General features: G+C 70.3%; 23 protein-coding genes and 1 riboswitch. Of the genes, 19 read left to right on the forward strand and 4 right to left on the reverse strand.

Features of this window, described 5'->3' with window-relative positions; all coding sequences use genetic code 11:
- Nucleotides 1-3 precede the first annotated feature (3 nt).
- Entirely contained in the window at nucleotides 4-2130 is a 2127-nt protein-coding gene (locus tag BCF44_RS23740) for an elongation factor G-like protein EF-G2 (RefSeq protein WP_116176564.1), read from the reverse strand.
- A gap of 154 nt (nucleotides 2131-2284) precedes the next feature.
- On the opposite strand from BCF44_RS23740, the gene pdxS reads away from it, so the two are divergent.
- From pdxS to BCF44_RS23755, 4 genes are all read left to right on the forward strand, one after another.
- Nucleotides 2285-3226 carry a pyridoxal 5'-phosphate synthase lyase subunit PdxS gene (gene pdxS, locus BCF44_RS23745; RefSeq protein ID WP_116176565.1) on the forward strand — a complete coding sequence of 314 codons (942 nt, stop codon included), beginning with the start codon at nucleotides 2285-2287 and terminating at the stop codon, nucleotides 3224-3226.
- Between the two features lie 271 nt (nucleotides 3227-3497).
- Nucleotides 3498-3578, forward strand: a complete 81-nt coding sequence (locus BCF44_RS59275) for a tryptorubin family RiPP precursor (RefSeq protein WP_379801020.1) — start codon at nucleotides 3498-3500, stop codon at nucleotides 3576-3578.
- Between the two features lie 85 nt (nucleotides 3579-3663).
- The gene (locus BCF44_RS23750) at nucleotides 3664-4707 is read left to right on the forward strand and encodes a cytochrome P450 (RefSeq protein WP_116176566.1); all 1044 of its coding nucleotides are present in this window, start codon (nucleotides 3664-3666) and stop codon (nucleotides 4705-4707) included.
- 85 nt (nucleotides 4708-4792) lie between these two features.
- On the forward strand, nucleotides 4793-5311 hold the full coding sequence (locus BCF44_RS23755) for a spermidine synthase (protein ID WP_116176567.1): 519 nt from the start codon (nucleotides 4793-4795) through the stop codon (nucleotides 5309-5311).
- A gap of 62 nt (nucleotides 5312-5373) precedes the next feature.
- On the opposite strand, the gene BCF44_RS23760 is transcribed toward BCF44_RS23755, so the two are convergent.
- Nucleotides 5374-6942, reverse strand: coding sequence for an L-lactate permease (locus tag BCF44_RS23760; protein WP_116176568.1), 1569 nt, complete (start codon nucleotides 6940-6942; stop codon nucleotides 5374-5376).
- Between the two features lie 91 nt (nucleotides 6943-7033).
- On the opposite strand from BCF44_RS23760, the gene BCF44_RS23765 reads away from it, so the two are divergent.
- Nucleotides 7034-7789, forward strand: coding sequence for an enoyl-CoA hydratase/isomerase family protein (locus tag BCF44_RS23765; protein WP_116176569.1), 756 nt, complete (start codon nucleotides 7034-7036; stop codon nucleotides 7787-7789).
- A 66-nt stretch (nucleotides 7790-7855) separates the two neighbouring features.
- Here BCF44_RS23765 and BCF44_RS23770 read toward each other — a convergent pair whose 3' ends face one another.
- Nucleotides 7856-8506, reverse strand: coding sequence for a polysaccharide lyase family 7 protein (locus tag BCF44_RS23770; RefSeq protein ID WP_116176570.1), 651 nt, complete (start codon nucleotides 8504-8506; stop codon nucleotides 7856-7858).
- Between the two features lie 58 nt (nucleotides 8507-8564).
- Nucleotides 8565-10025, reverse strand: coding sequence for an adenosylhomocysteinase (gene ahcY, locus BCF44_RS23775; protein WP_116176571.1), 1461 nt, complete (start codon nucleotides 10023-10025; stop codon nucleotides 8565-8567).
- A gap of 56 nt (nucleotides 10026-10081) precedes the next feature.
- A riboswitch (S-adenosyl-L-homocysteine riboswitch) is annotated at nucleotides 10082-10158 on the reverse strand.
- 261 nt (nucleotides 10159-10419) lie between these two features.
- Here ahcY and BCF44_RS23780 point away from each other — a divergent pair.
- The 14 genes from BCF44_RS23780 to BCF44_RS23845 all read left to right on the forward strand — a co-directional run bounded on the left by BCF44_RS23780 (nucleotide 10420) and on the right by BCF44_RS23845 (nucleotide 24300).
- On the forward strand, nucleotides 10420-11124 hold the full coding sequence (locus BCF44_RS23780; protein WP_116176572.1) for an AzlC family ABC transporter permease: 705 nt from the start codon (nucleotides 10420-10422) through the stop codon (nucleotides 11122-11124).
- Nucleotides 11121-11429 carry an AzlD domain-containing protein gene (locus tag BCF44_RS23785; RefSeq protein WP_116176573.1) on the forward strand — a complete coding sequence of 103 codons (309 nt, stop codon included), beginning with the start codon at nucleotides 11121-11123 and terminating at the stop codon, nucleotides 11427-11429. The genes BCF44_RS23780 and BCF44_RS23785 overlap by 4 nt, the downstream gene beginning before the upstream one ends.
- A 163-nt stretch (nucleotides 11430-11592) precedes the next feature.
- On the forward strand, nucleotides 11593-13008 hold the full coding sequence (locus tag BCF44_RS23790; protein ID WP_170217706.1) for an amino acid permease: 1416 nt from the start codon (nucleotides 11593-11595) through the stop codon (nucleotides 13006-13008).
- A 42-nt stretch (nucleotides 13009-13050) separates the two neighbouring features.
- Complete coding sequence (gene pdxT, locus BCF44_RS23795; RefSeq protein WP_116176574.1) at nucleotides 13051-13668, forward strand: pyridoxal 5'-phosphate synthase glutaminase subunit PdxT; 618 nt, start codon at nucleotides 13051-13053, stop codon at nucleotides 13666-13668.
- A 47-nt stretch (nucleotides 13669-13715) separates the two neighbouring features.
- Entirely contained in the window at nucleotides 13716-14468 is a 753-nt protein-coding gene (locus BCF44_RS23800) for a YebC/PmpR family DNA-binding transcriptional regulator (RefSeq protein WP_116176575.1), read from the forward strand.
- Nucleotides 14469-14568: 100 nt separating this feature from the next.
- Nucleotides 14569-15075, forward strand: coding sequence for a DUF4262 domain-containing protein (locus BCF44_RS23805; protein ID WP_116176576.1), 507 nt, complete (start codon nucleotides 14569-14571; stop codon nucleotides 15073-15075).
- Nucleotides 15076-15234: 159 nt separating this feature from the next.
- Nucleotides 15235-15807 carry a crossover junction endodeoxyribonuclease RuvC gene (gene ruvC / locus BCF44_RS23810; RefSeq protein WP_116176577.1) on the forward strand — a complete coding sequence of 191 codons (573 nt, stop codon included), beginning with the start codon at nucleotides 15235-15237 and terminating at the stop codon, nucleotides 15805-15807.
- Nucleotides 15804-16403 carry a Holliday junction branch migration protein RuvA gene (gene ruvA / locus BCF44_RS23815; protein ID WP_116176578.1) on the forward strand — a complete coding sequence of 200 codons (600 nt, stop codon included), beginning with the start codon at nucleotides 15804-15806 and terminating at the stop codon, nucleotides 16401-16403. The genes ruvC and ruvA overlap by 4 nt, the downstream gene beginning before the upstream one ends.
- Complete coding sequence (ruvB, locus tag BCF44_RS23820; RefSeq protein WP_116176579.1) at nucleotides 16400-17449, forward strand: Holliday junction branch migration DNA helicase RuvB; 1050 nt, start codon at nucleotides 16400-16402, stop codon at nucleotides 17447-17449. Before ruvA ends, ruvB begins: the two co-directional genes overlap by 4 nt.
- Nucleotides 17450-17635: 186 nt before the next feature.
- Entirely contained in the window at nucleotides 17636-18013 is a 378-nt protein-coding gene (yajC, locus tag BCF44_RS23825; RefSeq protein WP_116176876.1) for a preprotein translocase subunit YajC, read from the forward strand.
- A 186-nt stretch (nucleotides 18014-18199) separates the two neighbouring features.
- Nucleotides 18200-19978: a protein translocase subunit SecD gene (gene secD / locus BCF44_RS23830; RefSeq protein WP_116176580.1), complete on the forward strand. Its 1779-nt coding sequence runs from the start codon at nucleotides 18200-18202 to the stop codon at nucleotides 19976-19978.
- 1 nt (nucleotide 19979) lies between these two features.
- Nucleotides 19980-21215, forward strand: coding sequence for a protein translocase subunit SecF (gene secF / locus BCF44_RS23835; protein WP_116176581.1), 1236 nt, complete (start codon nucleotides 19980-19982; stop codon nucleotides 21213-21215).
- Nucleotides 21216-21244: 29 nt separating this feature from the next.
- Complete coding sequence (locus BCF44_RS23840; protein WP_116176582.1) at nucleotides 21245-21736, forward strand: adenine phosphoribosyltransferase; 492 nt, start codon at nucleotides 21245-21247, stop codon at nucleotides 21734-21736.
- Between the two features lie 263 nt (nucleotides 21737-21999).
- Entirely contained in the window at nucleotides 22000-24300 is a 2301-nt protein-coding gene (locus BCF44_RS23845; RefSeq protein WP_116176877.1) for a RelA/SpoT family protein, read from the forward strand.
- Nucleotides 24301-24318: the final 18 nt, after the last annotated feature.

A 24318-nucleotide genomic window follows, 5' to 3' on the forward strand; every position in this document is an offset into this window, starting at 1 on the left:
ACCTCAGGCCTTCGCCGCCAGGTTGTCCGGCAACGGGTCGTACCGCGCGAAGTGCCGGGTGAACGTCGCGGTGCCCGACGCCAGCGACCGCAGCTCCACGGCGTACCGCACCAGCTCGGTCGCGGGCACCTCGGCGCGGATCAGCGTCCGCCCGGGCGTGATGTCCGCCTCCGTGCCCAGCACCCGGGCCCGCCGGCTGGACAGGTCGCCCAGCACCGCGCCCAGATAGTCGTCGGGCAGTCGGATGCTCACCTCGTCCATCGGCTCCAGCAGCGACATCCGGCTGTTCGCGGCGGCCTCCTTCAACGCCAGCGCGCCGGCGGTCTGGAACGCCGCGTCGGACGAGTCGACGCTGTGCGCCTTGCCGTCCACCAGGGTCACGCGCACATCGACGCACGGGTGGTCGCCGTGCAGGCCCTTCTCCAGCTGCGCCCGAACCCCCTTCTCCACGCTGGGGATGAACTGGTGCGGCACCGCGCCGCCGACGACCCGGTCGACGAACTCGAAGCCGGATCCGCGCGGCAGCGGCTCCACCTCCAGGTCGCAGACGGCATACTGGCCATGCCCGCCGGACTGCTTCACGTGCCGGCCGTGTCCCTTGGCGGGCTTGGCGAAGGTCTCCCGCAGCGGCACCCGCACGTCCTCGGTCTCGACCTCGGCGCCGCCGGCGCGCAGCCGCGCCAGCACGACGTCCGCGTGCGCCTCGCCCATGCACCACAACACCATCTGGTGTGTCTCGGTGTTGCGTTCGAGCCGCAGCGTGGGATCGCCGGCGACGAGCCGCGCGAGGTTGCGCGCCAGGGTGTCCTCGTCGCTGCGTTTGCGGGCGATGATCGCGACCGGCAGCAGCGGCTCCGGCATCAGCCACGGCGACATGAGCAGCGGCTGGTCGGGGCTGGACACGGTGTCACCGGTCTCCGCCGAGCCGAGCTTGGTCAGCGCGCACAGGTCGCCGGCCACGCAGAACGGCACCTCGCGCAGGCTCGCCCCGAGCGGCGAGTAGATGTGCGCGACGCGTTCGTCCTCGTCGTGGTCCTCGTGCCCGCGGTCGCTCATGCCGTGGCCGGACACGTGCACGGCCCGTTCCGGCCGCAGCGTCCCGGAAAACACCCGGACGAGCGACACCCGACCGACGTACGAGTCGACAGCGGTGCGCACCACCTCGGCCGCGAGCGGACCGTCCGGGTCGGTGCTGATCTCCAGGACGACGCCGCCGACCGGGTCGGTGACCGACGGCAGCGGGTGCTCGAGCGGCGACGGGAAGGCGCGCACGATGCCGTCCAGGATCTCGGCCAGCCCGAGGCCGGTGAGGGCGCAGGCCGGCACGACCGGGTAGAACGAGCCGCGGCTGACCGCGGTCTCCAGGTCGGCGATGAGCACGTCCTGGTCGATCTCCTCGCCGCCGAGGTAGCGCTCCATCAGGGTCTCGTCCTCGCTCTCGGCGATGACGCCCTCGATGAGCGCGTTGCGGTGGTCGGCGATGAGGTCCGCGAGATCGCCGTCGGGCTGCTGGACGGTCGGCGGGTAGCCGTTCGAGTAGTCGAAGACGCTCTGGGTGATCAGCCCGACCAGCTTGGTGTTGCTGGAGCCGGGGACCGGCAGGTAGAGCGGCAGCACGCCGGCGCCGAACGCCTCCTGACAGGACGCGAGCTCGGCGTCGAAGTCGGCGCGGTGGTGGTCGAGCCGGGCGATCACGACCCCGCGCGGCATGCCGACGGCCGCGCACTCCTCCCACAGCGCCATGCTCATCGCGTCCACGCCCTCGGCCGCGCTGACCACGAAGATCGCGGCGTCCGCGGCCCGCAGGCCGGCCCGCAGCTCGCCGACGAAGTCCATGTAGCCGGGCGTGTCGATGAGGTTGATCTTGACGTCCTGGTGGACCAGCGGCGCCACCGCGAGGCCCACCGAGCGCTGCTGGCGCTGGGCGGCGGGATCGTGGTCGCACACGGTCGTGCCCTCGGTGACGGACCCGGCCCGGGTCAGCACGCCCGAGGCGGTCAGCAGCGCCTCGGTGAGCGTGGTCTTGCCGGCCCCCGACGGGCCGACCAGCACGACATTGCGGACCTTGGCCGGGTCGGCTACAGCGACCGCGCCGCCGGAAGTGGTGTTGTCGGTGTTCTTGGACCCCATGGGGTCACCTCCTGAACGAACCGAGTTGGCCTGGAGTACACCTCGATGTGTTCGATCTCACACCCGAACCGCTGGTCGGACAAGCCCGCCGGCCGAGTGGCCTTCCGAAATTGTGTCAGATTGGCCTCAAACACAAGGCCACGTCCGACCTAGCATGGGAGACGTACTCATCCCACGTTCCCGAAAGGTCGGCACGGTGAACATCGAGCCCACTCCCGCCACCGGCACCGCGCGGGTCAAGCGCGGCATGGCCGAGATGCTCAAGGGCGGTGTGATCATGGACGTGGTCACCCCGGAGCAGGCCAAGATCGCCGAGGACGCCGGCGCCGTCGCCGTCATGGCGCTGGAGCGCGTGCCGGCCGACATCCGCGTCGAGGGCGGTGTCGCCCGGATGAGCGACCCGGACATGATCGACGGCATCGTCAACGCCGTGTCCATCCCGGTGATGGCCAAGGCCCGCATCGGCCACTTCGTCGAGGCCCAGGTGCTCCAGTCGCTCGGCGTCGACTACATCGACGAGTCCGAGGTGCTCACCCCGGCCGACGAGGCCAACCACATCGACAAGTGGCCCTTCACCGTGCCGTTCGTGTGCGGTGCGACCAACCTGGGCGAGGCGCTGCGCCGCATCGCCGAGGGCGCGGCCATGATCCGCTCCAAGGGCGAGGCCGGCACCGGCAACGTCGTCGAGGCCACCCGGCACATGCGCCAGATCCGTGCCGACATCCGCCGGCTGACCGTGCTGGACGAGGCCGAGCTCTACGCCGCCGCCAAGGAGCTGCGCGCGCCGTACGAGCTGGTCAAGGAGATCGCCGCCACCGGCAAGCTGCCCGTCGTGCTGTTCACCGCCGGCGGCATCGCCACGCCGGCCGACGCCGCGATGATGATGCAGCTGGGTGCCGAGGGCGTGTTCGTCGGCTCCGGCATCTTCAAGTCCGGCGACCCGGCCAAGCGCGCCGAGGCCATCGTCAAGGCCACCACCTTCCACGACGACCCCGACGTGATCGCCAAGGTCTCCCGCGGCCTCGGCGAGGCCATGGTCGGCATCAACATCACCGAGCTGCCCGAGTCCCAGAAGCTGGCCAGCCGCGGCTGGTGAGGCGACGCCCGACTCCGACGGGCCCGTCCGGCGTGTGCCGGGCGGGCCCGTCCGTGTGTTCACGGTGTTTCAGGCGGTTGACTGTTAAATGATCCATTTATTCGCCCGGCGTCGCGGCGCTGCTTTCCCCTGTTGACCGTCGGTGGGTGCACGTTCATACCCGCCCATTGCCGATTGAGTGATCGGGTTGGTAGACCTGGACGGGCCGCGAAAAACCGGCCACTGGGGTCCGAAGACACCCGGTTGATGGATTCCCGATGGAGGTGCTGTCATGAAGCTCGCGTTCTTCCTGAAGAGCAAGCTGACCGGTCGCCAGAGCCTCAAGCAGTACGCCTGGTACCTCTGGTACTAAGCCGCTGAGCTGGTAGTCGGCCGACAAGCCGGGCCGGCGCTCCAGTCCGTGCCGGGGCGCCGGCCCGCCACGCTGGGGGTGTCTCATGAGTATTTCCGAAACCGCCCGCATTTCCCGGGTGGCCGAGTTCGCGCCGCGAATCGCCGCATTGTTACGCGATTATTGCGGGCGGGATCTTGTTCGACTCGACCGGGACACCGTCGGGGTGGCCGGCCCTGCTCTCATGGATGAACTGATGCGCGCGCGGCCGGCCGATGAAAGGGAACGGCCGACGTTCAAGCCCCTGAACGGGCGATCCATTCCGCGCCGCGAGGCGGCCGCGCTCATGCAGGCGGTCGGCGCCGACGTCCGGTCGGCCCTGAAGAAGCCGCTCGAGGACGAGGTCGACCTGTCCGGCCAGTGGCCGCTGGTCGGGCACAACTACCTGCGGGACCTGGTGTTCGGCGTCGACCCGTACCGGCTCAAGGTGCTGGTGGACCGCAACCTGGAGCTGACGCCCAAGCTCACCTGGACCGTCATCGTCACCGGCGCGGCGCTGCCGGGGCGGCTGCGGCCGACCGATCCGGCCTCCACGGTCGCGGGCCTGTTCGCCAACGCCTCGAGCTACCAGCAGCGCCGGCGCGCGATGGGCCTCTACCGCCGGGTCGCGGCGCCGGTCTGCTTCACGGTGGCCGCCCTGGTCACCGGCGCCCTCTGGCTCGGGTCGCCGTTCGACGACGACGTGCCCAACGAGCATCTCCTGCTGGAGGCGCTGCGCCTGCTGCCGCCGTCATGGAACGTGCTGCGGCGGGCCTCGCCCGAGTTTCCGGCCATCGACGCGCGCATCGGCGCCGACGACGACGTGCTGCTGCTTCCGCTGCTCAGCCACCGCGACCCCGCCCTGTGGGATGCTCCCGACGAGTTCCGGCCCGCGCGCTGGCGCGACCTCGACCCGGAGACGCACCCCGGCTACCTGCCGTTCGGCCACGCCAACGAGCGGTGCTGGGGCCGGCACATGGTGATGCCGCTGGCCGACCGCCTGCTCACGCTGCTGCGTCGCGACGGCTACGCCGTCAGCCCCGAGCAGACCCGGGCCGAGGTCCCGCTGGCCGGCCTGATGGAAGTCGTCGGGGTGCGGGTGGTCCGGTGAGCGCGACCCGGCCGGGCGGGTCCCGTGCCGCTCGGTTCGGCGATGCCGTGTTGCTCCGGGACACCGCCGGGCCGACGCCTGGCTGGTGACGGTGGACGGTGTGCCGCAGTCCTATGTGGACATCGATGATCCCTCGCTGTTGGCGTTCGACGTGATGCGGCGGATCGGCGACGTGGTGGACTGCCTGCCGCCGGGACCGGTGACGGCAGTGCACATCGGCGGGGCGGCGTGCACGTTGCCGTGGTACATCGCGTCGCGGCGGCCGGGTTCCTCGCAGGTGGTGTACGAGCCGGACGACCTGCTGGTGGATCTCTTGGCGCCGAAGCTGGACACGGCGTCGGTGCCGGGACTGACCGTGGAGATCGCGGACGGCCGCGCCGGCCTGGCCGCCCGAGCCGACGCGTCGGCCGACCTGATCGTGCTGGACGCGTTCGAGTCGGGGCACATGCCCTCGGCATTGGGACGGTCGAGTTCGCCCGCGACGTCGACCGGGTGCTGCCCGGACCCCGCACGTACCTCGCGAACCTGGTGGACGACCCTGGCCTGGGATTCACGCGGCGGCTGGTCGCGACGTTCGGCTCGGTGTTCGACGCCCTGCTGCTGATCGCCGACGCGGGCGTGCTGGACGGCGCCGCCACCGGCGATCTCGTGCTGGTGGCGGCGGGCTCACACCACCATCCACCCCAGCACGGGCGTCGACTGCAGCACGACCAGCACGCACATGATCGCCAGGAGCAGCAGGCTCCACAGGAACACCCGGCGGAACAGGTCGCCCTCGCGGCCGGCCAGGCCGACGGCGCCGGCGGCGATCGCCAGGTTCTGCGGGCTGATCATCTTGCCCAGCACGCCGCCGGAGGAGTTGGCGGCGGCCATCAGCGTCGGACTGAGGCCGGCATGCTGGGCGGCGGTCACTTGCAGCGCGCCGAACAGGGAATTCGACGAGGTGTCCGAGCCCGTCACGGCGACGCCGAGCCAGCCGAGCACCGGCGACAGCAGCGCGAAAAGTCCGCCGGCGTTGGACATCCAGGTGCCGAGCGTGGCGGTCTGGCCGCTGGCGTTCATCACGTACGCCAGCGCGAGCACGGCCATCACCGTGACGATCGCGGTCGCCAGCTGCCGGTAGGTCCTGCCGTAGGTGCGTAGCGCGGCGCCAGGACTGATCCCGATCACCGGGATGGTGAGCAGGCCGGCGATCACCAGCAGGCTGCCGGCGGCGTCGAGCCAGTCGAACTTGAAGGCCGGCAGCGTGGACGTCTTGCCGCTCGCGGTCGCCAGGTGCAGGCCCGGCCAGTTGAACGTCACGGTGACGCCGGTCAGGGCGTTCTTGATCGCCGGAACCTGGGCCAGCGCGAAGACCACGATGATGATCACGTACGGGGCATAGGCGCGGACGATCTCGGCCCGGCTGTCGCCGTTCTCGGCGGTGCTGCGGCGACCGCGCACCACGAGCACCACCGCCAGCGCGCTGACCAGCGACGCCACGATGTCGGTCAGGGGAGCGGTGAAGAAGTTCGACACCGCGTACTGGGCGACCGCGAACGTGACGCCGCAGGCCAGCGTCGCCGGCAGCGTCTCGCGCACGCCGCGCCGGCCGTCGATGATGCCGACCAGCACCATCGGCACGAACAGCGCCAGCACCGGTGTCTGCCGGCCGACCATCGACGCCAGGTCGTGCAGCGGCAGGCCGCTCACCGTGGCCAGGGTGGTGATCGGCACCGCGAGCGCGCCGAACGCCACCGGAGCGGTGTTGGCCACCAGCGCGACGGTGGCCGCCTTCATCGGCTGGAAACCCAGCGCCACCAGCATCACGCTGGTCACCGCGACCGGCGTGCCGAAGCCGGCAAGCGCTTCCAGCAATGCGCCGAAGCAGAAGGCCACGATCACGCCCTGGATCCGCTGGTCGTCGCTGACCCGCGCGAAGGACCGCCGCAGCACGTCGAAGTGTCCGGTGTGGACGGTCATGTTGTAGATCCAGATCGCGTTGACCACGATCCACAGGATCGGGAAGAAGCCGAACGCCGCGCCTTCCGACGCCGCGAGCAGGGCCGGGCCGACCGGCATCGGATAGCCGAGCACCGCGACCAGCACGCTGGCCGCGAGCGAGATCGCCGCCGCCAGCCACGCCCGCATCCGGAACACGCCCAGCAGCACGAACAGCAGCACCAGCGGCAGCGCCGCGAGCAGGGCGGACAGGGTGAGCGAACCGGCGATCGGGGCCAGGACAGGGGTGTACATGGGGTCACCACCTCGCCGTTGAGGGTGCGTACGACGCTAGACCCGGCGGCCGTGGTGGACTAGGGATACACAGTTGACGGTAGGAGGTGCGGTGTCCGCGAACGTCACCGTCCGCAGCCACGGGCGCGGCGCCGAAGTGGTGCTCGGTTCCGGCGGCAGCGCCAACGCCCTCGGCCACGACGACTGGCGCGCGCTGGAGTTGGCGTTCCGGGAACTGGCCCTGGACGAGGAGATCCGCGTGATCGTCGTGCGGGGCAGCGGCAGCACCTTCAGCGCCGGCTCCGACCTCCGCGAGTGGGTGCACGCCGCGCCCGACGACGTGGAGGAGGCATTCGCCGCCATGGAGGCCGCCTGCACCGCGATCGAGGAGTGCCCGACGCCGGTGATCGCCCAGGTCAGCGGCGTCGCCGCCGGCGCGGGCTGCCAGCTGGCCCTGGCCTGCGACCTCCGGGTGTTCGCCGCCGACGCCCGGATCGGCATGCCCATCGCACGGCTGGGCATCCTCGTCAGCCCCGCATTCGCCGCCCGGTTGGCGCTGCTCGCCGGGCACGGCCTGGCGCGGGAGCTGCTGTACACGGGTCGGTTGCTCGACGCCGAGCAGGCCGTCGCCGCTGGGCTGGTCAACCGGCGCGTGCCGGCGGCGGAGCTGGCGGCCGCGACCGCGGAGCTGGTGGCCGCCGTGGCCGCCCAGCCCCGCGCTGCGTTGGTCGCCGCGAAACAGGCCGTCAGCGTTGGACTGTCGCCCACCCGGGCCGCCGCCGACAGCTTCGCCAGCGGGCCGGCGGTGTCCTATGAGGACTTCCAGCGCGGCGTGACGGCCTTCCTCTCCCGCAGCCGCCACCAGTGACCTTCCTCATGCAGGGAAGGACGCCTTACCCTCGTTCGATGCAGGTAAGGCGTCCTTCCCTGCATCTCATTTGGCCCAGAACGTGATGTTCTTGAAGTGGGCCTCGGCCTTGGCGCCGGTGGTGTTGTAGACGCCGTTCTTGAAGTACCAGACCTTGCTGGCCGGGGCGCTGTAGTGGCCGGACAGCACCTGGTTGCCGTTGATCCACACCCGGAAGGACCCGTTGGCCGGGTTGAAGTCCGTGTTCAGGTGGAACCACTTGCCCCACATGCCGGTGGCGATCGGGGTCTTGTCGACGCTGTTGTAGAGGCCGCCGTTGTTGTGCACGTTGATGTACACGGCCTCGCCGCCGGTGGAGCCCTTGACCTGCATGATGCAGGCGCCCTCGGTGCCGGAGTCGATCAGCACGTCGGCGGACCACTGGTGCTCGGTCTGCGACCAGTTCGTGCCCCACCGCATCTCGGTGCGCGGTCCGGTGCCCGATCCCTGCGAGAAGGGCTTGTCGCCCTTCATGATCCAGGCGTTGTACTCCGGGCCCGCCGTCGTGGAGAAGCGGGCGGACTCGGGCAGGTTGTACGGGTGCTGCACCTTGAACGTGTCGCTGTACTGCTTGAGACCGGCGGTCGGGTCCGCCTGCGGCGTCGCTTGCGCCGCAGTCAGGACCACTCCCGTCAGGGACGCGCCGGCGACGGCCAGCGCGGTCAGGAGTTTCCTCATCGCCTACTCCAATGAACGTTCTGTAAACGTTTTCAAGCGCGGCGGTGAGGCGACTGTATCAGTAGCGGTAGTGCTCCGGCTTGTACGGACCCGTGACATCCACGCCGATGTAGGCCGCCTGCTCCTTGGTCAGCTCGGTCAGCCGCACGCCCAGCGCGTCCAGGTGCAGCCGCGCCACCTTCTCGTCCAGATGCTTGGGCAGGCGGTAGACCTCGCGCTCGTAATCGCCGGGCTTGGTGAACAGTTCGATCTGGGCGATCACCTGGTTGGAGAACGAGTTCGACATGACGAAGCTCGGGTGGCCGGTGGCGTTGCCCAGGTTCATCAGGCGGCCCTCGGACAGCACGATGATCGAGTGCCCGTCCGGGAACACCCACTCGTGCACCTGAGGCTTGATCTCGATCTTGTGGATGCCCGGCACCCGCGCCAGCCCGGCCATGTCGATCTCGTTGTCGAAGTGGCCGACGTTGCCGACGATCGCGTTGTGCTTCATCCGGGCCATGTGCTCGGTCATGATGATGTCGCGGTTGCCGGTGGTGGTGATGAAGATGTCGCCCTTGTGCACCACGTCGTCCAGGTGCACGACCTCCAGGCCCTCCATCGACGCCTGGAGCGCGCAGATCGGGTCGACCTCGGTCACCACGACCCGTGCGCCCTGGCCGCGCAGCGCGTCCGCCGCGCCCTTGCCGACGTCGCCGTAGCCGCAGACGACCGCGAGCTTGCCGCCGAGCATCACGTCGGTGGCGCGGTTCAGGCCGTCGGCGAGCGAGTGTCGGATGCCGTACTTGTTGTCGAACTTGGACTTCGTCACCGAGTCGTTCACGTTGATCGCCGGGAACAGCAGCTCCCCGTCGGCGGCCAGGCGGTACAGCCGGTTCACGCCGGCCGTCGTCTCCTCGGTGACGCCGCGCATCCGCTCCGCGATGCGCGTGAACCGCTTGGCGTCGCGGGCGATGCTCGCCGCGACGGTGGCCAGCAGGATGCCGTACTCCTCGCCGTCCTCCGCGGTCGCCGTGGGCACCGCGCCGGCCGTCTCGAACTCGACTCCCTTGTGCACCAACACCGTCGCGTCGCCGCCGTCGTCCACGATCATGTTCGGGCCGTCGCCGTCGGGGAAGGTGAACAGCTGGTCCGCGCACCACCAGTACTCCTGGAGCGACTCGCCCTTCCAGGCGAAGACCGAGGTCCCCGCCGGCGCGTCGACCGTGCCGTCACGGCCCACGACCACCGCCGCGGCGGCCTCGTCCTGCGTGGAGAAGATGTTGCACGAGGCCCAGCGCACCCGAGCCCCCAGGTGCACCAGCGTCTCGATCAGCACCGCCGTCTGCACCGTCATGTGTAGCGAGCCCGCGATCCGCGCGCCGGTCAGCGGCCTGCTGTCGCCGAACTCCTCGCGCAGCGCCATCAGGCCCGGCATCTCCAGCTCGGCCAGGCGGATCTGGTGCCGCCCCGCCTCGGCCAGCGACAGATCCGCCACCGCGAAGTCGACCCCGTTGACCTGCCTCAGTTTCGTGCTCATTCGGTTTCCTCCGCACGCTTCGCGGGGAGGGCCCTGACAGTGAAGGGCGCCTCCCGCTTGGGGAGGCGCCCTTGTGACGTTCACACGGAGCCGAGCGTGGCGGACCTCGTCCGTCGCAGCGCCTCTCGGCTCCCCCGCAAAGCTATCGACGCCCCCCGCCCCCGTGCAACCCCCGCGAGTCGCGCTCACAGACACACCGAAATACGGTTTCAGGCAGAACGAGGCGCGGGTCTCAGTTCTGCGCGGAACCGACTTTCGGTGTGACGCTGGGCGGGACTCGCGGGGGTCTGAGACCTGCATTCAGTGTGCGCGAGAGCGCGACTCGCGGGGGTGACGTCGGGTCATGGGATATCTGGGTTGACGTGGGGTCGGGGGTGCGTGTTCAGTGTGGGCTATGGTTCGTTCGATCTGGCGAACGGTTGATCCGGCGCTGTTACGCAACGTGTCGCCCATCGCCCTGACGGCGTTCGTCACCGGCGCGTCGTTCGGGGCGATCGCGGTGGCGGCGCACATCCCGGTGGCCCTGGTCTGCGCGATGTCGCTGCTGATCTTCGCGGGCGGCTCGCAGTTCATGGTGGTGGGCATCGTGGCCGCCGGCGGCAGCCCGATCGCGGCGGTGCTGGCCGGCCTGCTGCTCAACGCCCGGCACCTGCCGTTTGGCCTGGCCATCGGCGACGTGCTCGGCGACAGACTCGGCCGCCGGATCGTCGGCACCCACATCCTGATCGACGAGTCGGTGGCCTTCGCGATGGCGCAGCGCTCAACAGGACAGGGCGACCGCGCGAGGGCCCGGGCGGCGTTCTGGACCTGCGGCCTCGCCCTCTTCCTCACCTGGAACGCCGGCACGCTGGTGGGCGCCCTGATCGGGCAGGTCATCGGTGACCCGAGCCGCTTCGGCATGGACGCGGCGTTCCCGGCGGCGATGTTCGCGCTCATCCTCCCGGCGCTGAAGGACCGCCGAACGCTGCGAGTCGCCGTCCTTGGCGCCGCGATCGCCGTCGCCACGACGCCGTTCCTGCCGCCGGGAATTCCCGTCGTGCTGGCCGCATTCGGTGTCCTGGCGGCACTTCCCACGGGCAAGAAGGCGGTGGCGGCATGACGCTGGGAGTCGTCCTCGCGCTGGCCCTGGGCACGTACGGTATTCGCTTCGCCGGCCCGCAACTGCGTAATCGGATCACCGTGCCGACGCGCGTGCAAATGCTGCTGTCAATGGCCGCGACGGCACTCCTTCTTGCCCTCGTGGCGGTCAACGCCTTCGTACCCGCCGGTAAATTCGGCGGCTGGGCGCTGATCGCGGGCGTATTCGTCGGCGGCGTCGCGGCCTGGCGAAAGGTGCCGTTCGTGCTGGTCGTGGTGCTGGCCGCCGGCACGACGGCGGCGCTGCGACTCTTTGGCGTCGCTTAAACGGTGGCGCTCGTCACATCAAGGCTTGCTCAAACGGAATAGAGGTCCGCTTCGACCGCTGTCTAGAGTCCCGACCTCAACGGGTTCGCCCGTGGTCGAGTTCTCCAGCGCCGGAGCCGGGGGCGGTTCCGCGCCTTTTCGCAGTATTGAAGGGACCGTTTCCGTGGATTCTTCCCGTGACGGCGAGGGCTACTCCAAGGCCCTCGGCAATCGTCAGGTGCAGATGATCGCGATGGGCGGCGCCATCGGCGTCGGCCTCTTTCTCGGCGCCGGCGGCCGCCTGCACGCCGCCGGCCCCGGCCTGATCATCTCGTACGCGCTGTGCGGCCTGGCCGCCTTCTTCGTCATGCGGGCGCTGGGCGAACTGGTGCTCTACCGGGCCACCTCCGGCAGCTTCGTCACCTATGCCCGCGAGTTCATCGGCCCCTGGGCCGGCTTCGCATCGGGCTGGATGTACTGGCTGAACTGGGCCATGACCGGCGTCGCGGAGATCACCGCCGTCGGCATCTACGTGCAGCGCTGGCTGCCGAACCTGCCGACCTGGATCACCGCGCTGATCGCGTTGGCCGCGCTGCTGACGATCAACCTGGTGTCGGTGAAGCTGTTCGGCGAGCTGGAGTTCTGGTTCTCCGTGCTCAAGGTGACCGCGATCGTGGTGTTCCTGCTGGTCGGCATCGGCCTGGTGGTCTCGTCCACGAACATCGCCGGCCACGCCGCCGGCCCGGCCAACCTGGTCGCGGACGGCGGCTTCTTCCCGCACGGCATCGGCGTCGCCCTGATCGCGCTGCAAGCGGTGATCTTCGCGTACTCGGCGATCGAGCTGGTCGGCATCGCGGCCGGCGAGACCAAGGACCCGCACAAGGTCATGCCCAAGGCCATCAACGGCGTGATCTGGCGCATCGCGATCTTCTACGTCGGCTCGGTCACGCTGCTGGCGATGCTGCTGCCCTCGGTGATGTACAGCTCCACCACCAGCCCGTTCGTCACGGTGTTCAGCGCGCTGGGCCTGCCGTGGGTCGGCGACGTCATGAACGCGATCGTGCTCACCGCGGCCCTGTCGTCCTGCAACTCCGGCCTCTACTCGACCGGTCGCGTGCTGCGGTCGCTGGCCGACAAGAAGGAGGCCCCGGCCTTCGCCGGCAAGATGAGCAGCCGCCACGTCCCCTACGGCGGCATCCTGTTCACCTCGGTCGTCTACGTCGCCGGCGTCGCGCTCAACCAGTTCAAGGGCGCGACCGCCGCGTTCGACATCGCCACCGCGATCGCCTCGCTCGGCGTCGTCGCCACCTGGGCCACGCTGGTCTTCTGTCAGATGCGACTCCGCCAGAAGGCGCTCCGGGGCGAGGTCGAGCGGCCGGCCTACCGGATGCCCGGCGCGCCCTGGACCGGCTGGCTGACGCTCGGATTCCTGGCGCTGATCGTGGTGATGATGGGCTTCGCCGGCGGCGCCGAGCAGGTCGCCTTCTTCTCCATCCCCGGCATCGTCGTGGTGCTCGCGGCCGGCTGGTGGCTGGTCCGGCGGCGGCAGCCGGCGGCCCAGGTCGACCCCTCCAGCGCGGTCCCCGTCGCCGGTCAATAAGCTGGAGGTACAGGTACTGCCCGTCCAGGAGGTCGCTCACCCGTGCCCGCCCAGCCCGTCATCGGCGTGCTCGCCCTGCAGGGCGACGTTCGCGAGCACCTCGTGTCGCTGGCCGAGTGCGACGTCATCGCCCGGCCGGTGCGCAGGCCGGAGGAGCTCGCCGAGGTCGACGGCATCGTGCTGCCCGGCGGCGAGTCGACCACCATGAGCAGGCTGCTGGAGACCTTCGAACTGCTCGAACCGTTGCGCAAGCGGCTGGCCGACGGCCTGCCCGCGTACGGCTCGTGCGCCGGCATGATCCTGCTGGCCGGGACGGTCGTGGACGGCCGTCCCGACCAGCAGCAGCTCGCCGCCGTGGACATGGTGGTCCGGCGCAACGCCTTCGGCCGGCAGGTCGACTCGTTCGAGTGCGAGCTGCCGGTCGCCGGGGTCGACGGCGGCCCGGTGCACGCGGTGTTCATCCGCGCCCCCTGGGTGGAGTCGGTCGGCGAGGGCGTCGAGGTCCTCGCCCGGGTGCCGGACATACCGGCCAACGGCGCCGCCGCCGGTAGGATCGTCGCAGTTCGGCAGGGGTCCGTGCTCGCGACCGCGTTCCATCCCGAGCTCACCGGCGACGAGCGCGTGCACCGCCTGTTCGTGGAGACTGTCCGCGCGGCCTGAGGCGTGGGAACGGTCGTCGAGTCGTCGAGTCTGACGGAGGAAGTTTCATGAGCGGCCACTCCAAGTGGGCGACTACCAAGCACAAGAAGGCCGCGATCGACGCCAAGCGTGGCAAGCTGTTCGCGCGGCTGATCAAGAACATCGAGGTCGCCGCGCGGACCGGGGGCAGCGACCCCGACGGCAACCCCACGCTGTTCGACGCGATCCAGAAGGCCCGCAAGAACTCGGTGCCGCTGGACAACATCGAGCGCGCCCGCAAGCGCGGCGGCGGCGAGGAGGCCGGCGGCGCCGACTGGCAGACGATCATGTACGAGGGCTACGGCCCGAACGGCGTGGCCGTGCTGATCGAGTGCCTGACCGACAACCGCAACCGGGCGGCCTCCGAGGTGCGCACCGCGATGACCCGCAACGGCGGCAGCATGGCCGACCCGGGCTCGGTGGCCTACCTGTTCTCCCGCAAGGGCGTCGTGCTCATGCCGAAGAACGACGTGTCCGAGGACGACGTGCTGATGGCCGTGCTGGACGCGGGCGCGGAGGAGGTCAACGACCTCGGCGAGAGCTTCGAGATCGTGTCCGAGGCCGGCGACCTGATCCCGGTGCGCAAGGCGCTCCAGGAGGCCGGCTACGACTACGAGTCGGCCGAGGCGAACTTCCTGCCGTCCATGACGGTGCAGCTGGAGGCCGACGGCGCACGCAAGATGTTCAAGCTGATCGACGCGCTGGAGGACTGCGACGACGTGCAGAACGTCTTCGCCAACTTCGACGTGAGCGACGAGGTCATGGCCGAGGTGGACGCCTGACGTTAACAGCTTTCTGTTGCCCGGCAACGAGTGTTGCCGGGCAACACTTTGTCTTGACGGGTTTTCTGTGCAGAATGGCGCCGTGCCACCTCACTCCGCGATGAACAACCTCTCGCAAGAAGATCGTGACCTGCGCCAATGGCTGCTCAGGCAGGCGGAGGACCACGGCAACGCGGTGGTGGAGGTGGCCGGCGACCAGAACGGCGCGCCGTACTGCTTCACGGTCGGCGCCTGGCGGCGCTTCGGCGTCGCCGAGGCCGTGGTGATCGGGCTTCCGTTGGAACTGGGCCGAGTCCTCGTCACCGCGTACGTGAACGAGGCGCGCCAGGGCGTGCGGTTCCAGCCGGGGCAGCTGTACCGCCAGTTCTTCAACGGCGTGCCGATCACCGTGGAGCGGGTGGCGAAGGGCTGGTACCCGGAGTTCTTCGGCAGCGCCTTCCTGTTGCACCCCACCGGTGATTTCCCCGCCGTGCAGCTGATCGTGCCGTCCGAGGGCGGGTACTGGCCGTGGCATCCCAAGGCGCCGCAGGGCTTCGCGCAGTGGCAGCCGGTGCTGACGGCCAGCGGCCGCCCCGAGTCGTGGCGGCCGGGCATCGACGGCGCGTGATTCGGTCCGCTGAATGCAGGGAAGGACGCCTTACCTGCATCCAAAGCGGGTAAGGCGTCCTTCCCTGCACAACGGCGTGTTGGTGTCGGCCGCGATCACCACGACCGGTAGTGTCGCGTCTCGAACGGGTGTTCGGCGGATACTCCGGAGGCGGGACAGGTGCGGGTGCTGGGCGTCGACCCTGGGCTGACCCGCTGTGGGCTCGGCGTGGTCGACGGCGGACCGGGTCGGACGGTGCGCTGCGTGGACGTGGGCGTGGCCCGCACCCCGGCGGACGACGACCTCGCGCGCCGCCTGCTCCAGCTGTCCGAGGTGGTGGAGGACTGGCTGGACCGGCACCGCCCCGAGGTGGTGGCGATCGAGCGGGTGTTCAGCCAGCACAACGTCCGCACGGCGATGGGCACGGCGCAGGCCGGCGGCGTGGTGGCGCTGCTGGCGGCCAAGCGCGGCCTGCCGGTGGAGTTCCACACGCCGAGCGAGGTCAAGGCGGCGGTCACCGGGTCCGGCACGGCGGACAAGGCGCAGGTCACGGCCATGGTGACGCGCCTGTTGGGGCTGGCCGAGGCGCCGAAGCCGGCGGACGCCGCCGACGCGCTGGCACTGGGTATCTGCCACCTGTGGCGGGCCCCGCTCAAGGCCCGGCTGGCGCAGGCGGAGGCCCGCGCCGCCGAACTGCAACGACGACACAAGGCCCGGCTGGCCGAGGCCGCGAACAGGGGAGCAGCACGGTGATCTCGTCGGTACGTGGACCGGTGCTGTCCATCGGCCTGGACCATGCCGTCATCGAGGTCGGCGGCGTCGGCTTCGCGGTGCTGGCGACGCCGACGACCCTGGCCGGCCTGCGCCGCGGCGACGAGGCGCAGCTGTTCACGGCGCTGATCGTGCGTGAGGACTCGCTCACCCTGTTCGGCTTCACCGACCCCGACGCGCGCCAGCTGTTCGGCCTGCTGCTGACGGTGTCGGGCATCGGCCCGAAGATCGCGCTGGCGACGCTGGCGGTGCTGGAACCGGACAAGCTGCGGGCGGCGCTGTCCGAGGGCAACACCGCGATGCTGACGCAGGTGCCGGGCATCGGCACCAAGGGCGCGCAGCGGCTGATCGTCGAGCTGCGCGACAAGGTCGGCGCGCTGACCAGCGGCACCCCGGGCCCGGAGGTCAGCGCGGACGCCGAGCTGGTGCGCGCGCAGGTCACGGAGGCGTTGCTGGGCCTGGGCTTCGCGGCGAAGGCGGCGGAGCAGGCGGTGGACGCGGTGCTGGCCAAGGACGGTGCCCGCGACACCGCGGCAGTGCTCCGGCAGGCGCTGACATCGTTGGGGCGTAAGCGATGAGCGAATTCGACGAGCACGGCCCGCTGTCGGCGCTGGCCGAGCCGACCGAGCGTGACGTCGAGGCGACGCTGCGGCCGAGCCGGATGTCGGAGTTCGTCGGCCAGCCGCGGGTCCGTGAGCAGCTGGAACTGGTGCTGCGCAGCGCGCAGATGCGCGGCCAGCCGCCGGACCATGTGCTGCTGTCCGGCCCGCCCGGCCTGGGCAAGACCAGCCTGTCCATGATCATCGCCGCCGAGCTGGGCGCGGCCGTCCGGATCACCTCCGGCCCGGCGCTGGAGCGCGCCGGCGATCTCGCCGCGATGCTGTCCAACCTGGTCGAGGGCGACGTCCTGTTCATCGACGAGATCCATCGCATCGCGCGGCCGGCGGAAGAGATGCTGTACCTGGCGATGGAGGACTTCCGCGTCGACGTCGTCGTCGGCAAGGGCCCCGGCGCCACCAGCATCCCGCTGGAGATCGCGCCGTTCACGCTGGTCGGCGCGACCACCCGGTCCGGCTCGCTGACCGGCCCGCTGCGCGACCGGTTCGGCTTCACCGGGCACATGGAGTTCTACTCGCCGGCGGAGCTGGAGCAGGTGCTGCACCGATCGGCCTCGATCCTGGGCATCGACCTGCCGGGTGACGGCGCCGCCGAGATCGCCGGCCGCTCGCGGGGCACACCCCGTATCGCCAACCGGCTGCTGCGCCGCGTCCGCGACTACGCCGAGGTGCGCGCCGGCGGCGTGATCAGCACCGAGGTCGCCCGCGCCGCGCTGGCCGTCTACGACGTGGACGACCTGGGTCTGGACCGGTTGGACCGGGCGGTGCTGAACGCGCTGGTCAAGAGCTTCCACGGGGGTCCGGTGGGGGTGACCACGCTGGCCGTCGCGGTGGGGGAGGAGCCCACCACCGTGGAGGAGGTCTGCGAGCCGTTCCTGGTCCGCGCCGGCCTGCTCGCCCGCACGCCGCGAGGCCGCGTCGCGACGGCGGCCGCCTGGTACCACATGGGTCTGACACCGCCGCCGGAAGCGCCGGGCGAGGCCCCTGCCACGGGGTATGGGCGATAAGCCGTGTGGCAGACTGCTGTAGGCACACGCCAAGTGACATGGCAAGCCTGTGAGGCCGCGCCGGTCTCTGGACCGCGGGCTCATGTCGATCGAGTCTTTCCATCGATCGACATGAGACAAGGGAAGAGACCGGCCTAGGAGCGGCCTCACCCCGCCGCGGCACGCGGCGCAATGAAACGGAGAATGATGGACGCGTCGAACCTGCTGCTTCCCCTGCTCATCGTGCTGGTGGGTGGCATGCTGTTCTTCGGCAGCCGCCGGCAGCGCAAGGCGGTGGCCGAGCAGCAGAAGCTTCAGACCTCGCTGGAGGTCGGCGACCGGGTGATGACGACCTCGGGCCTGTTCGGCAACGTTGCGAACGTCGACTCGGACACCCACATCGACATCGAGATCGCGCCGGGCGTGGTGACGACGTGGCTGCGCGCCGCGGTCCGCGAGAAGGTGAACCCGACGGTCGACTCGGACGTCGATGAGGTCGAGGACGTGCAGGACGAGCCCGTGGCCGGCGAGCCGGAGAGCAACGCCGAGGTCGCGCCTCCTCTGGAGAGCAAGAGCAAGGGCTGAGCCGTCCGGCCGAGGCGAGGTCGTCCGAGCAGGGGCGACCTCGCACAGTGACGCGCGCCTCACACGGCGAGGAGTACGCTGCGCCCTTGCCCGCACTCTGACCGCCATGTGAGGGCACCCCCTGCGACCGACCGGGCCGTCGGGGCACACCGACAACGACTATCAGCACGAGGAGACCGACCGACCGTGGCACCTCCGGCCGGGCAGATCCGCCCAGTGCGTTACCTGGGTGTCTTCGCCCTCATCGTGGTCGTGCTCTATGCCTTGGTGTTCTTCACCGGGAATGGACAGCCGACTCCCAAACTCGGCATCGACCTCCAGGGGGGCACCAGGGTCACGCTGACCGCGATCTCCCCGGACGGCAAGCCGCCGGCACAGGACTCCCTCACCCTGGCCAAGCAGATCCTGTCCGACCGCGTCAACGGCAACGGCGTCACCGGCGCCGAGATCGTGCAGGACGGCGCGAACCTGGTGATCACCGCGCCAGGCAACGACGGCGACCAGCTGAAGTCGGTGGGCGAGCCGGCGGTGCTGCGCTTCCGTCCCGTGCTGAAGGACCCGCAGTCCGGCCAGTCGATGGTCGTGCCGGTCACGCCGCCGAGCAGCAGCTCGGGCAAGCCGTCGTCCAGCAACACGGCCAAGCCGAGCGGCTCGGGCACACCGAGCAGCACCTCGAACCCGCCGGCCACGTCGACCTCGGCGAAGCCGCAGGGCATGCCGGTGCCGATGAAGGCCGCCGCGCAGACGACGACCACCAACCCGCCGTCGTCCACGGCCGCGTCGTCCACCACGACGCCGGCGCCGACCACGCAGAGCAGCATCCCCGGCGTGGCGGACCCGGCTCAGGTCAAGGCGATCCAGCAGGCGAAGGCGGTGCGGCAGAACCCGGCCGTGGGGACCGACCCGAACGCGCTGACGGCGGCGCTCGCCGCGACCGACTGCAACGCCAAGGACCCGCTGCTCGGCTACGACGACCCGACCAAGCCGCTGGTCACCTGCGACAAGGCGCACACGGCCAAGTACGTGCTCGGCCCGTCGTTCCTGGACGGCAGCCAGATCGCGACCGCGCAGTCGGGCTTCGACCAGCAGCAGGCCCAGTACATCGTGACGCTGACCTTCAAGCCGGACGGCGCCAAGACCTGGGCCAGCTACACCGGTGCGCACGTGCAGGACCAGGCCGCGTTCACGCTGGACGGCCAGGTGCAGTCCGCGCCGACCATCAACCAGCAGATCATCGGCAACACCGAGATCAGCGGCTCGTTCACCCAGAAGTCCGCCAAGGACCTGGCCAACGCGCTGAGCTACGGCTCGCTGCCGCTGTCCTTCCAGATGTCGGAGAACCAGACGGTGTCGGCGACGCTGGGCCTGTCCTCGATGCAGGCGGGCCTGCTGGCCGGCGGCATCGGCCTGCTGCTGGTCATCGTGTACTGCCTCTTCTACTACCGGGCGCTGGGCGTGCTGACGCTGCTCTCGCTGGTCTGCTCCGGCCTGACCGTGTACGCGGTGCTGGTGCTGTTCGGCCGGTGGATCAACTACAGCCTGGACCTGCCCGGCATCGCCGGCTTCATCATCGCCATCGGTATCACCGCCGACTCCTTCGTGGTGTTCTTCGAACGCATGAAGGACGAGGTGCGGGAGGGCCGCACCTTCCGGTCCGCGGTGCCGAGGGCGTGGGTCCGGGCGCGGCGAACGATCCTGTCCGCGGACGGCGTCAGCTTCCTCGCGGCCGCCGTGCTGTACACGCTCGCGGTCGGCGACGTCCGCGGCTTCGCGTTCACCACCGGCATGTCCACCGTGATCGACCTGTTCGTGGTCTTCCTGGTGACGCACCCGCTGGTGGCGCTGGCGTCCCGTTCGAAGACCCTGTCCAAGCCGTCCTTCTCCGGCCTCGGGGCCGTGCAGCAGGCCGGCGTGGAGCTGCGCGCCGCCGAGCGTGCGGCCAACCCCGCCGTGAAGGAGGCGTGACGTGTCGACTCCCGTGACCCCGAAGCACGGCGTACTGCACAACCTGTACGTCGGCACCGGCGCGTTCGACATCATCGGCAAGCGCAAGCGCTGGTACATCGCGTTCGCCGTGATCATCGCGATCTGCCTGGGCTCGATGGCCATCAAGGGCTTCAACTACGGCATCGAGTTCACCGGCGGCACCCAGATCCAGATGCCGGTGAAGGGCCAGACCGGCAATGCCACCGTGGACGACGTGCTCGCGGTCTACAAGCAGTCCGTGGGCCACGACGCCGAGCAGGCGCAGACGGTCGGCTCCGGCCCGTCGGAGACGATCCAGCTGCGGTCGGTGCCGCTGGACGGCACCCAGGTCGTCAAGCTCAAGGAAGCGCTGTTCGCCAAGTTCAAGCCGCTCGGCACGAACGGCCAGCCCAACCAGCAGTCGATCAGCGACAGCGCGGTCAGCTCGTCCTGGGGCGGGGAGATCTCGCAGAAGGCGCTCATCGCGCTCGCGGTGTTCCTGGTGCTGGTGACCATCTTCCTGGCGTTCTACTTCGAGCGGGCGATGGCGCTGGCCGCGCTGGCCTCGCTGGCCAACGACCTGATCATCACCGCCGGCGTGTACTCGGTGATCGGCTTCGAGGTCACCCCGGCGACGGTGATCGGCTTCCTCACCATCCTGGGCTTCTCGCTGTACGACACCGTGGTCGTGTTCGACAAGGTCCGGGAGAACACCCGCGGCCTGCTCAAGCTGACCCGGCGCACCTATGGCGAGGCCGCCAACCTGGCGGTCAACCAGACCCTGATGCGCTCCATCAACACCTCGCTGATCGCGCTGCTGCCGGTGCTCGGCCTGCTGATCGTCGGCGTGGTGCTGCTGGGCGTGGGCACGCTCCAGGACCTGGCCCTGATCCAGCTCACCGGCATGCTCGTCGGCGCGGTGTCGTCGATCTTCCTGGCCACCCCGCTGGTGGTGGACCTGAAGATGCGCGACCCGAAGTACAAGCAGCAGGCCGAGCGGGTCGCGCACCGGCGCGCCAACCTGGCCCGCAAGGCGGCCGAGGCCGCGGCCCAGGGCGTCGACGTCCAGGACGCGGCGCCGGACGGCGAGGACTTCGACCCGAGCGACGACGAGGCGCTCGCGGCCGAGGTGCGCAAGGAGAAGGCGATGGCCGCCGCGGCCAGCACGCCGTCGCGCACGCCCAAGGCCCGGCCGTCCGGCAAGAGCGGTCGTCCCACGGGGAAGAGGCGGCACTGAGCACCACAATCGACGGCGCGCTCGGGCTCATCCGGGAGGTCCCCGACTTCCCCGAGCCCGGCGTGCTGTTCCGTGACATCAGCCCGGTGCTCGCCGACCCGGCGGCCTTCCGCGTCCTGACCGACGCGCTGGTCGCCGGGCTGCCGGCGGGCACCGACGCCGTCGTCGGCATCGAGGCGCGCGGCTTCATCCTCGGCGCCGCGGTGGCCTATGCCGCCGGCCTGGGCCTGGCGACCGTGCGCAAGCCCGGCAAGCTGCCGGTCGTGCGGCACCGGGTCAGCTACTCGCTGGAGTACGGCACCGCCACCCTGGAGCTTCCGGAGGACACCATCCGGTCCGGCGAGCGGGTGGTCATCGTGGACGACGTGCTCGCCACCGGCGGCACCGTCGCGGCCACCCAGGAGTTGGTCGAGCACGCCGGCGGCGTGGTGGCCGGCGTGTCCGTGATCCTGGAGCTGGCCGCCCTGAAGGCCCGCGACCGCCTCCCCGGCCTGGACATCACCGCTCTCCTGACGGCCTGAACCCCCGCGAGTCGCGCTCTCAGACACACCGAATGCAGGTTTCGGGCACATGTGCCCGAAACCTGCATTCGGTGTGCTCCAGAGCGCGACTCGCGGGGGTTGGTTCGGTTCAGGGGAGCGACCTGCGGTGACTAGTGCGGGCGAAGTCGATCCGGCGTTCACCGTGTCGAGCGGCACGCTTGTCGCGGTGTGGAATCGTCCGGCTCGATCCAGAGTTATCCTCGGTGCAACAACGGTCCACCCGAGCAGCACCGGGAGTGTGGTTGAGCCAAGACGTCGAACCCACAGCATCGCCACAGCCGGTGACCGCACGGCCACCCTCGGCGACGCGTAGGGTTCGCGCGCGCCTGGCCCGCCGCATCACCGCGCAGCGTGCGGCCCCCGTCAAGCAGGTGCTGGAGCCGCTGGCCGCGGTGCACCGGGAGCTGCACCCGAAGGCCGACCTGGGCCTGCTCCAGTACGCCTACGACGTCGCCGAGGAGAAGCACCGCAGTCAGCGGCGCAAGTCCGGCGACCCGTACATCACGCACCCGCTGGCCGTCGCCACCATCCTCGCCGAGCTGGGCATGGACACCACCACGCTGGTCGCGGCGCTGCTGCACGACACCGTGGAGGACACCGACTACTCGCTGGACCTGCTCAGCGAGGACTTCGGCGACGAGGTGGCGCACCTGGTCGACGGCGTCACCAAGCTGGACAAGGTCAAGCTGGGCGCGGCGGCCGAGGCCGAGACCATCCGCAAGATGGTCATCGCGATGGCCCGCGACCCCCGCGTCCTGGTGATCAAGCTCGCGGACCGGCTGCACAACATGCGCACGATGCGCTTCCTGCCGCCGGAGAAGCAGGCCCGCAAGGCCCGCGAGACGCTCGAGGTGCTGGCCCCGCTGGCCCACCGGCTGGGCATGGCCACCGTGAAGTGGGAGCTGGAGGACCTGGCCTTCGCCATCCTCCAGCCCAAGAAGTACGACGAGATCGTGCGGCTGGTGGCCAACCGCGCCCCGTCCCGCGACACCTACCTGCGCAAGGTCGTCGACGAGCTGAACAGCCAGCTGGAGTCCTCGCGCATCACGGCCAAGGTCGAGGGCCGGCCCAAGCACTACTACTCGATCAACCAGAAGATGATCGTGCGGGGCCGCGACTTCGACGACATCCACGACCTGGTCGGTGTGCGCATCATGGTGGACGACGTGCGCGACTGCTACGCCGCGATGGGCGTGGTGCACGCGCTCTGGCAGCCGATGCCCGGCCGGTTCAAGGACTACATCGCGCAGCCCCGGTTCGGCGTGTACCAGTCGCTGCACACCACCGTGATCGGCCCGGACGGCAAGCCGCTCGAGGTGCAGATCCGCACCCACGACATGCACCGCACCGCCGAGTACGGCATCGCCGCGCACTGGCGGTACAAGGAGACCAAGGGGACGCACTCCGGCCGCGGCGTCGAGGTCGACGAGATGGCCTGGATGCGGCAGCTGCTGGACTGGCAGCGGGAGGCCGCCGACCCCGGCGAGTTCCTCGAGGCCCTGCGCTACGACCTGGCCGCCCGCGAGATCTTCGTCTTCACGCCCAAGGGCGACGTGGAGACGCTGCCGGCCGGCTCGACGCCGGTGGACTTCGCCTACGCCGTGCACACCGAGGTCGGCAACCGCTGCATCGGCGCGCGGGTGAACGGCCGGCTGGTGGCGCTGGAGCGCAAGCTGGAGAACGGCGAGGTCGTCGAGATCTTCACCTCGAAGGCCGAGGGCGCCGGGCCGAGCCGGGACTGGCTGGCCTTCGCCGCCTCGCCGCGGGCCCGCGCCAAGATCAAGCAGTGGTTCGCCAAGGAGCGCCGCGAGGAGGCGATCGAGGCCGGCAAGGAGTCGATCGCCAAGGAGGTGCGCCGGGTCGGGCTGCCGATCCAGCGGCTGGTCACCGCCGACTCGATGGGCGCGCTGGCCCGGGAGCTGCGGCTGGCCGACGTGAGCGCGCTGTACCGGGCGGTCGGCGAGGGGCAGGTCTCCGGCCGGCACCTGGTGCAGCGGCTGGTGGCGCTGCTCGGCGGCGTCGACCACGCGGAGGAGGAGCTGGCCGAGCGCTCCACCCCGTCCACCGCCGTCCGGCGGCGCGCGCCCGGCGACCCGGGCGTGGTCGTCAAGGACGCCAGCGACGTCTGGGTGAAGCTGGCCCGCTGCTGCACCCCGGTGCCCGGCGACGACATCATGGGCTTCGTGACCCGCGGCGGCGGCGTGTCCGTGCACCGCACCGACTGCACCAACGCCACCGAGCTGCTGGCCTCGCCGGAACGTCTCGTGGACGTGGAGTGGGCGCCGAACTCGTCCTCGCTGTTCCTGGTGGCCATCCAGGTGGAGGCGCTGGACCGGCACCGGCTGCTGTCCGACATCACCAAGGTGCTGGCCGACGAGAAGGTCAACATCCTGTCGGCGTCGGTGCAGACGTCCAAGGACCGGGTGGCGGTGAGCCGTTTCTCGTTCGAGATGGGCGACCCCAAGCACCTCGGCCACGTGCTCAAGGTGGTCCGTGGTGTCGAGGGCGTCTACGACGTCTACCGGGTCACCTCGGCCTCCTGAACCAGACGCGAAAAAGGG

Origin of the sequence: Kutzneria buriramensis (assembly GCF_003387475.1) — a bacterium.
GTDB lineage: Bacteria > Actinomycetota > Actinomycetes > Mycobacteriales > Pseudonocardiaceae > Kutzneria > Kutzneria buriramensis.

Coding starts and splice junctions, on each gene's coding strand:
- BCF44_RS23800 (WP_116176575.1), top strand. CDS start 13,716: ATGAGCGGCCACTCCAAGTGGGCGACTACCAAGCACAAGAAGGCCGCG.
- ahcY (WP_116176571.1), bottom strand. CDS start 10,025: ATGAGCACGAAACTGAGGCAGGTCAACGGGGTCGACTTCGCGGTGGCG.
- BCF44_RS23760 (WP_116176568.1), bottom strand. CDS start 6,942: ATGTACACCCCTGTCCTGGCCCCGATCGCCGGTTCGCTCACCCTGTCC.
- BCF44_RS23750 (WP_116176566.1), top strand. CDS start 3,664: ATGAGTATTTCCGAAACCGCCCGCATTTCCCGGGTGGCCGAGTTCGCG.
- BCF44_RS23785 (WP_116176573.1), top strand. CDS start 11,121: ATGACGCTGGGAGTCGTCCTCGCGCTGGCCCTGGGCACGTACGGTATT.
- yajC (WP_116176876.1), top strand. CDS start 17,636: ATGGACGCGTCGAACCTGCTGCTTCCCCTGCTCATCGTGCTGGTGGGT.
- BCF44_RS23805 (WP_116176576.1), top strand. CDS start 14,569: ATGAACAACCTCTCGCAAGAAGATCGTGACCTGCGCCAATGGCTGCTC.
- BCF44_RS23780 (WP_116176572.1), top strand. CDS start 10,420: ATGGTTCGTTCGATCTGGCGAACGGTTGATCCGGCGCTGTTACGCAAC.
- BCF44_RS23740 (WP_116176564.1), bottom strand. CDS start 2,130: ATGGGGTCCAAGAACACCGACAACACCACTTCCGGCGGCGCGGTCGCT.
- ruvB (WP_116176579.1), top strand. CDS start 16,400: ATGAGCGAATTCGACGAGCACGGCCCGCTGTCGGCGCTGGCCGAGCCG.
- BCF44_RS59275 (WP_379801020.1), top strand. CDS start 3,498: ATGAAGCTCGCGTTCTTCCTGAAGAGCAAGCTGACCGGTCGCCAGAGC.
- pdxS (WP_116176565.1), top strand. CDS start 2,285: ATGGGAGACGTACTCATCCCACGTTCCCGAAAGGTCGGCACGGTGAAC.
- BCF44_RS23770 (WP_116176570.1), bottom strand. CDS start 8,506: ATGAGGAAACTCCTGACCGCGCTGGCCGTCGCCGGCGCGTCCCTGACG.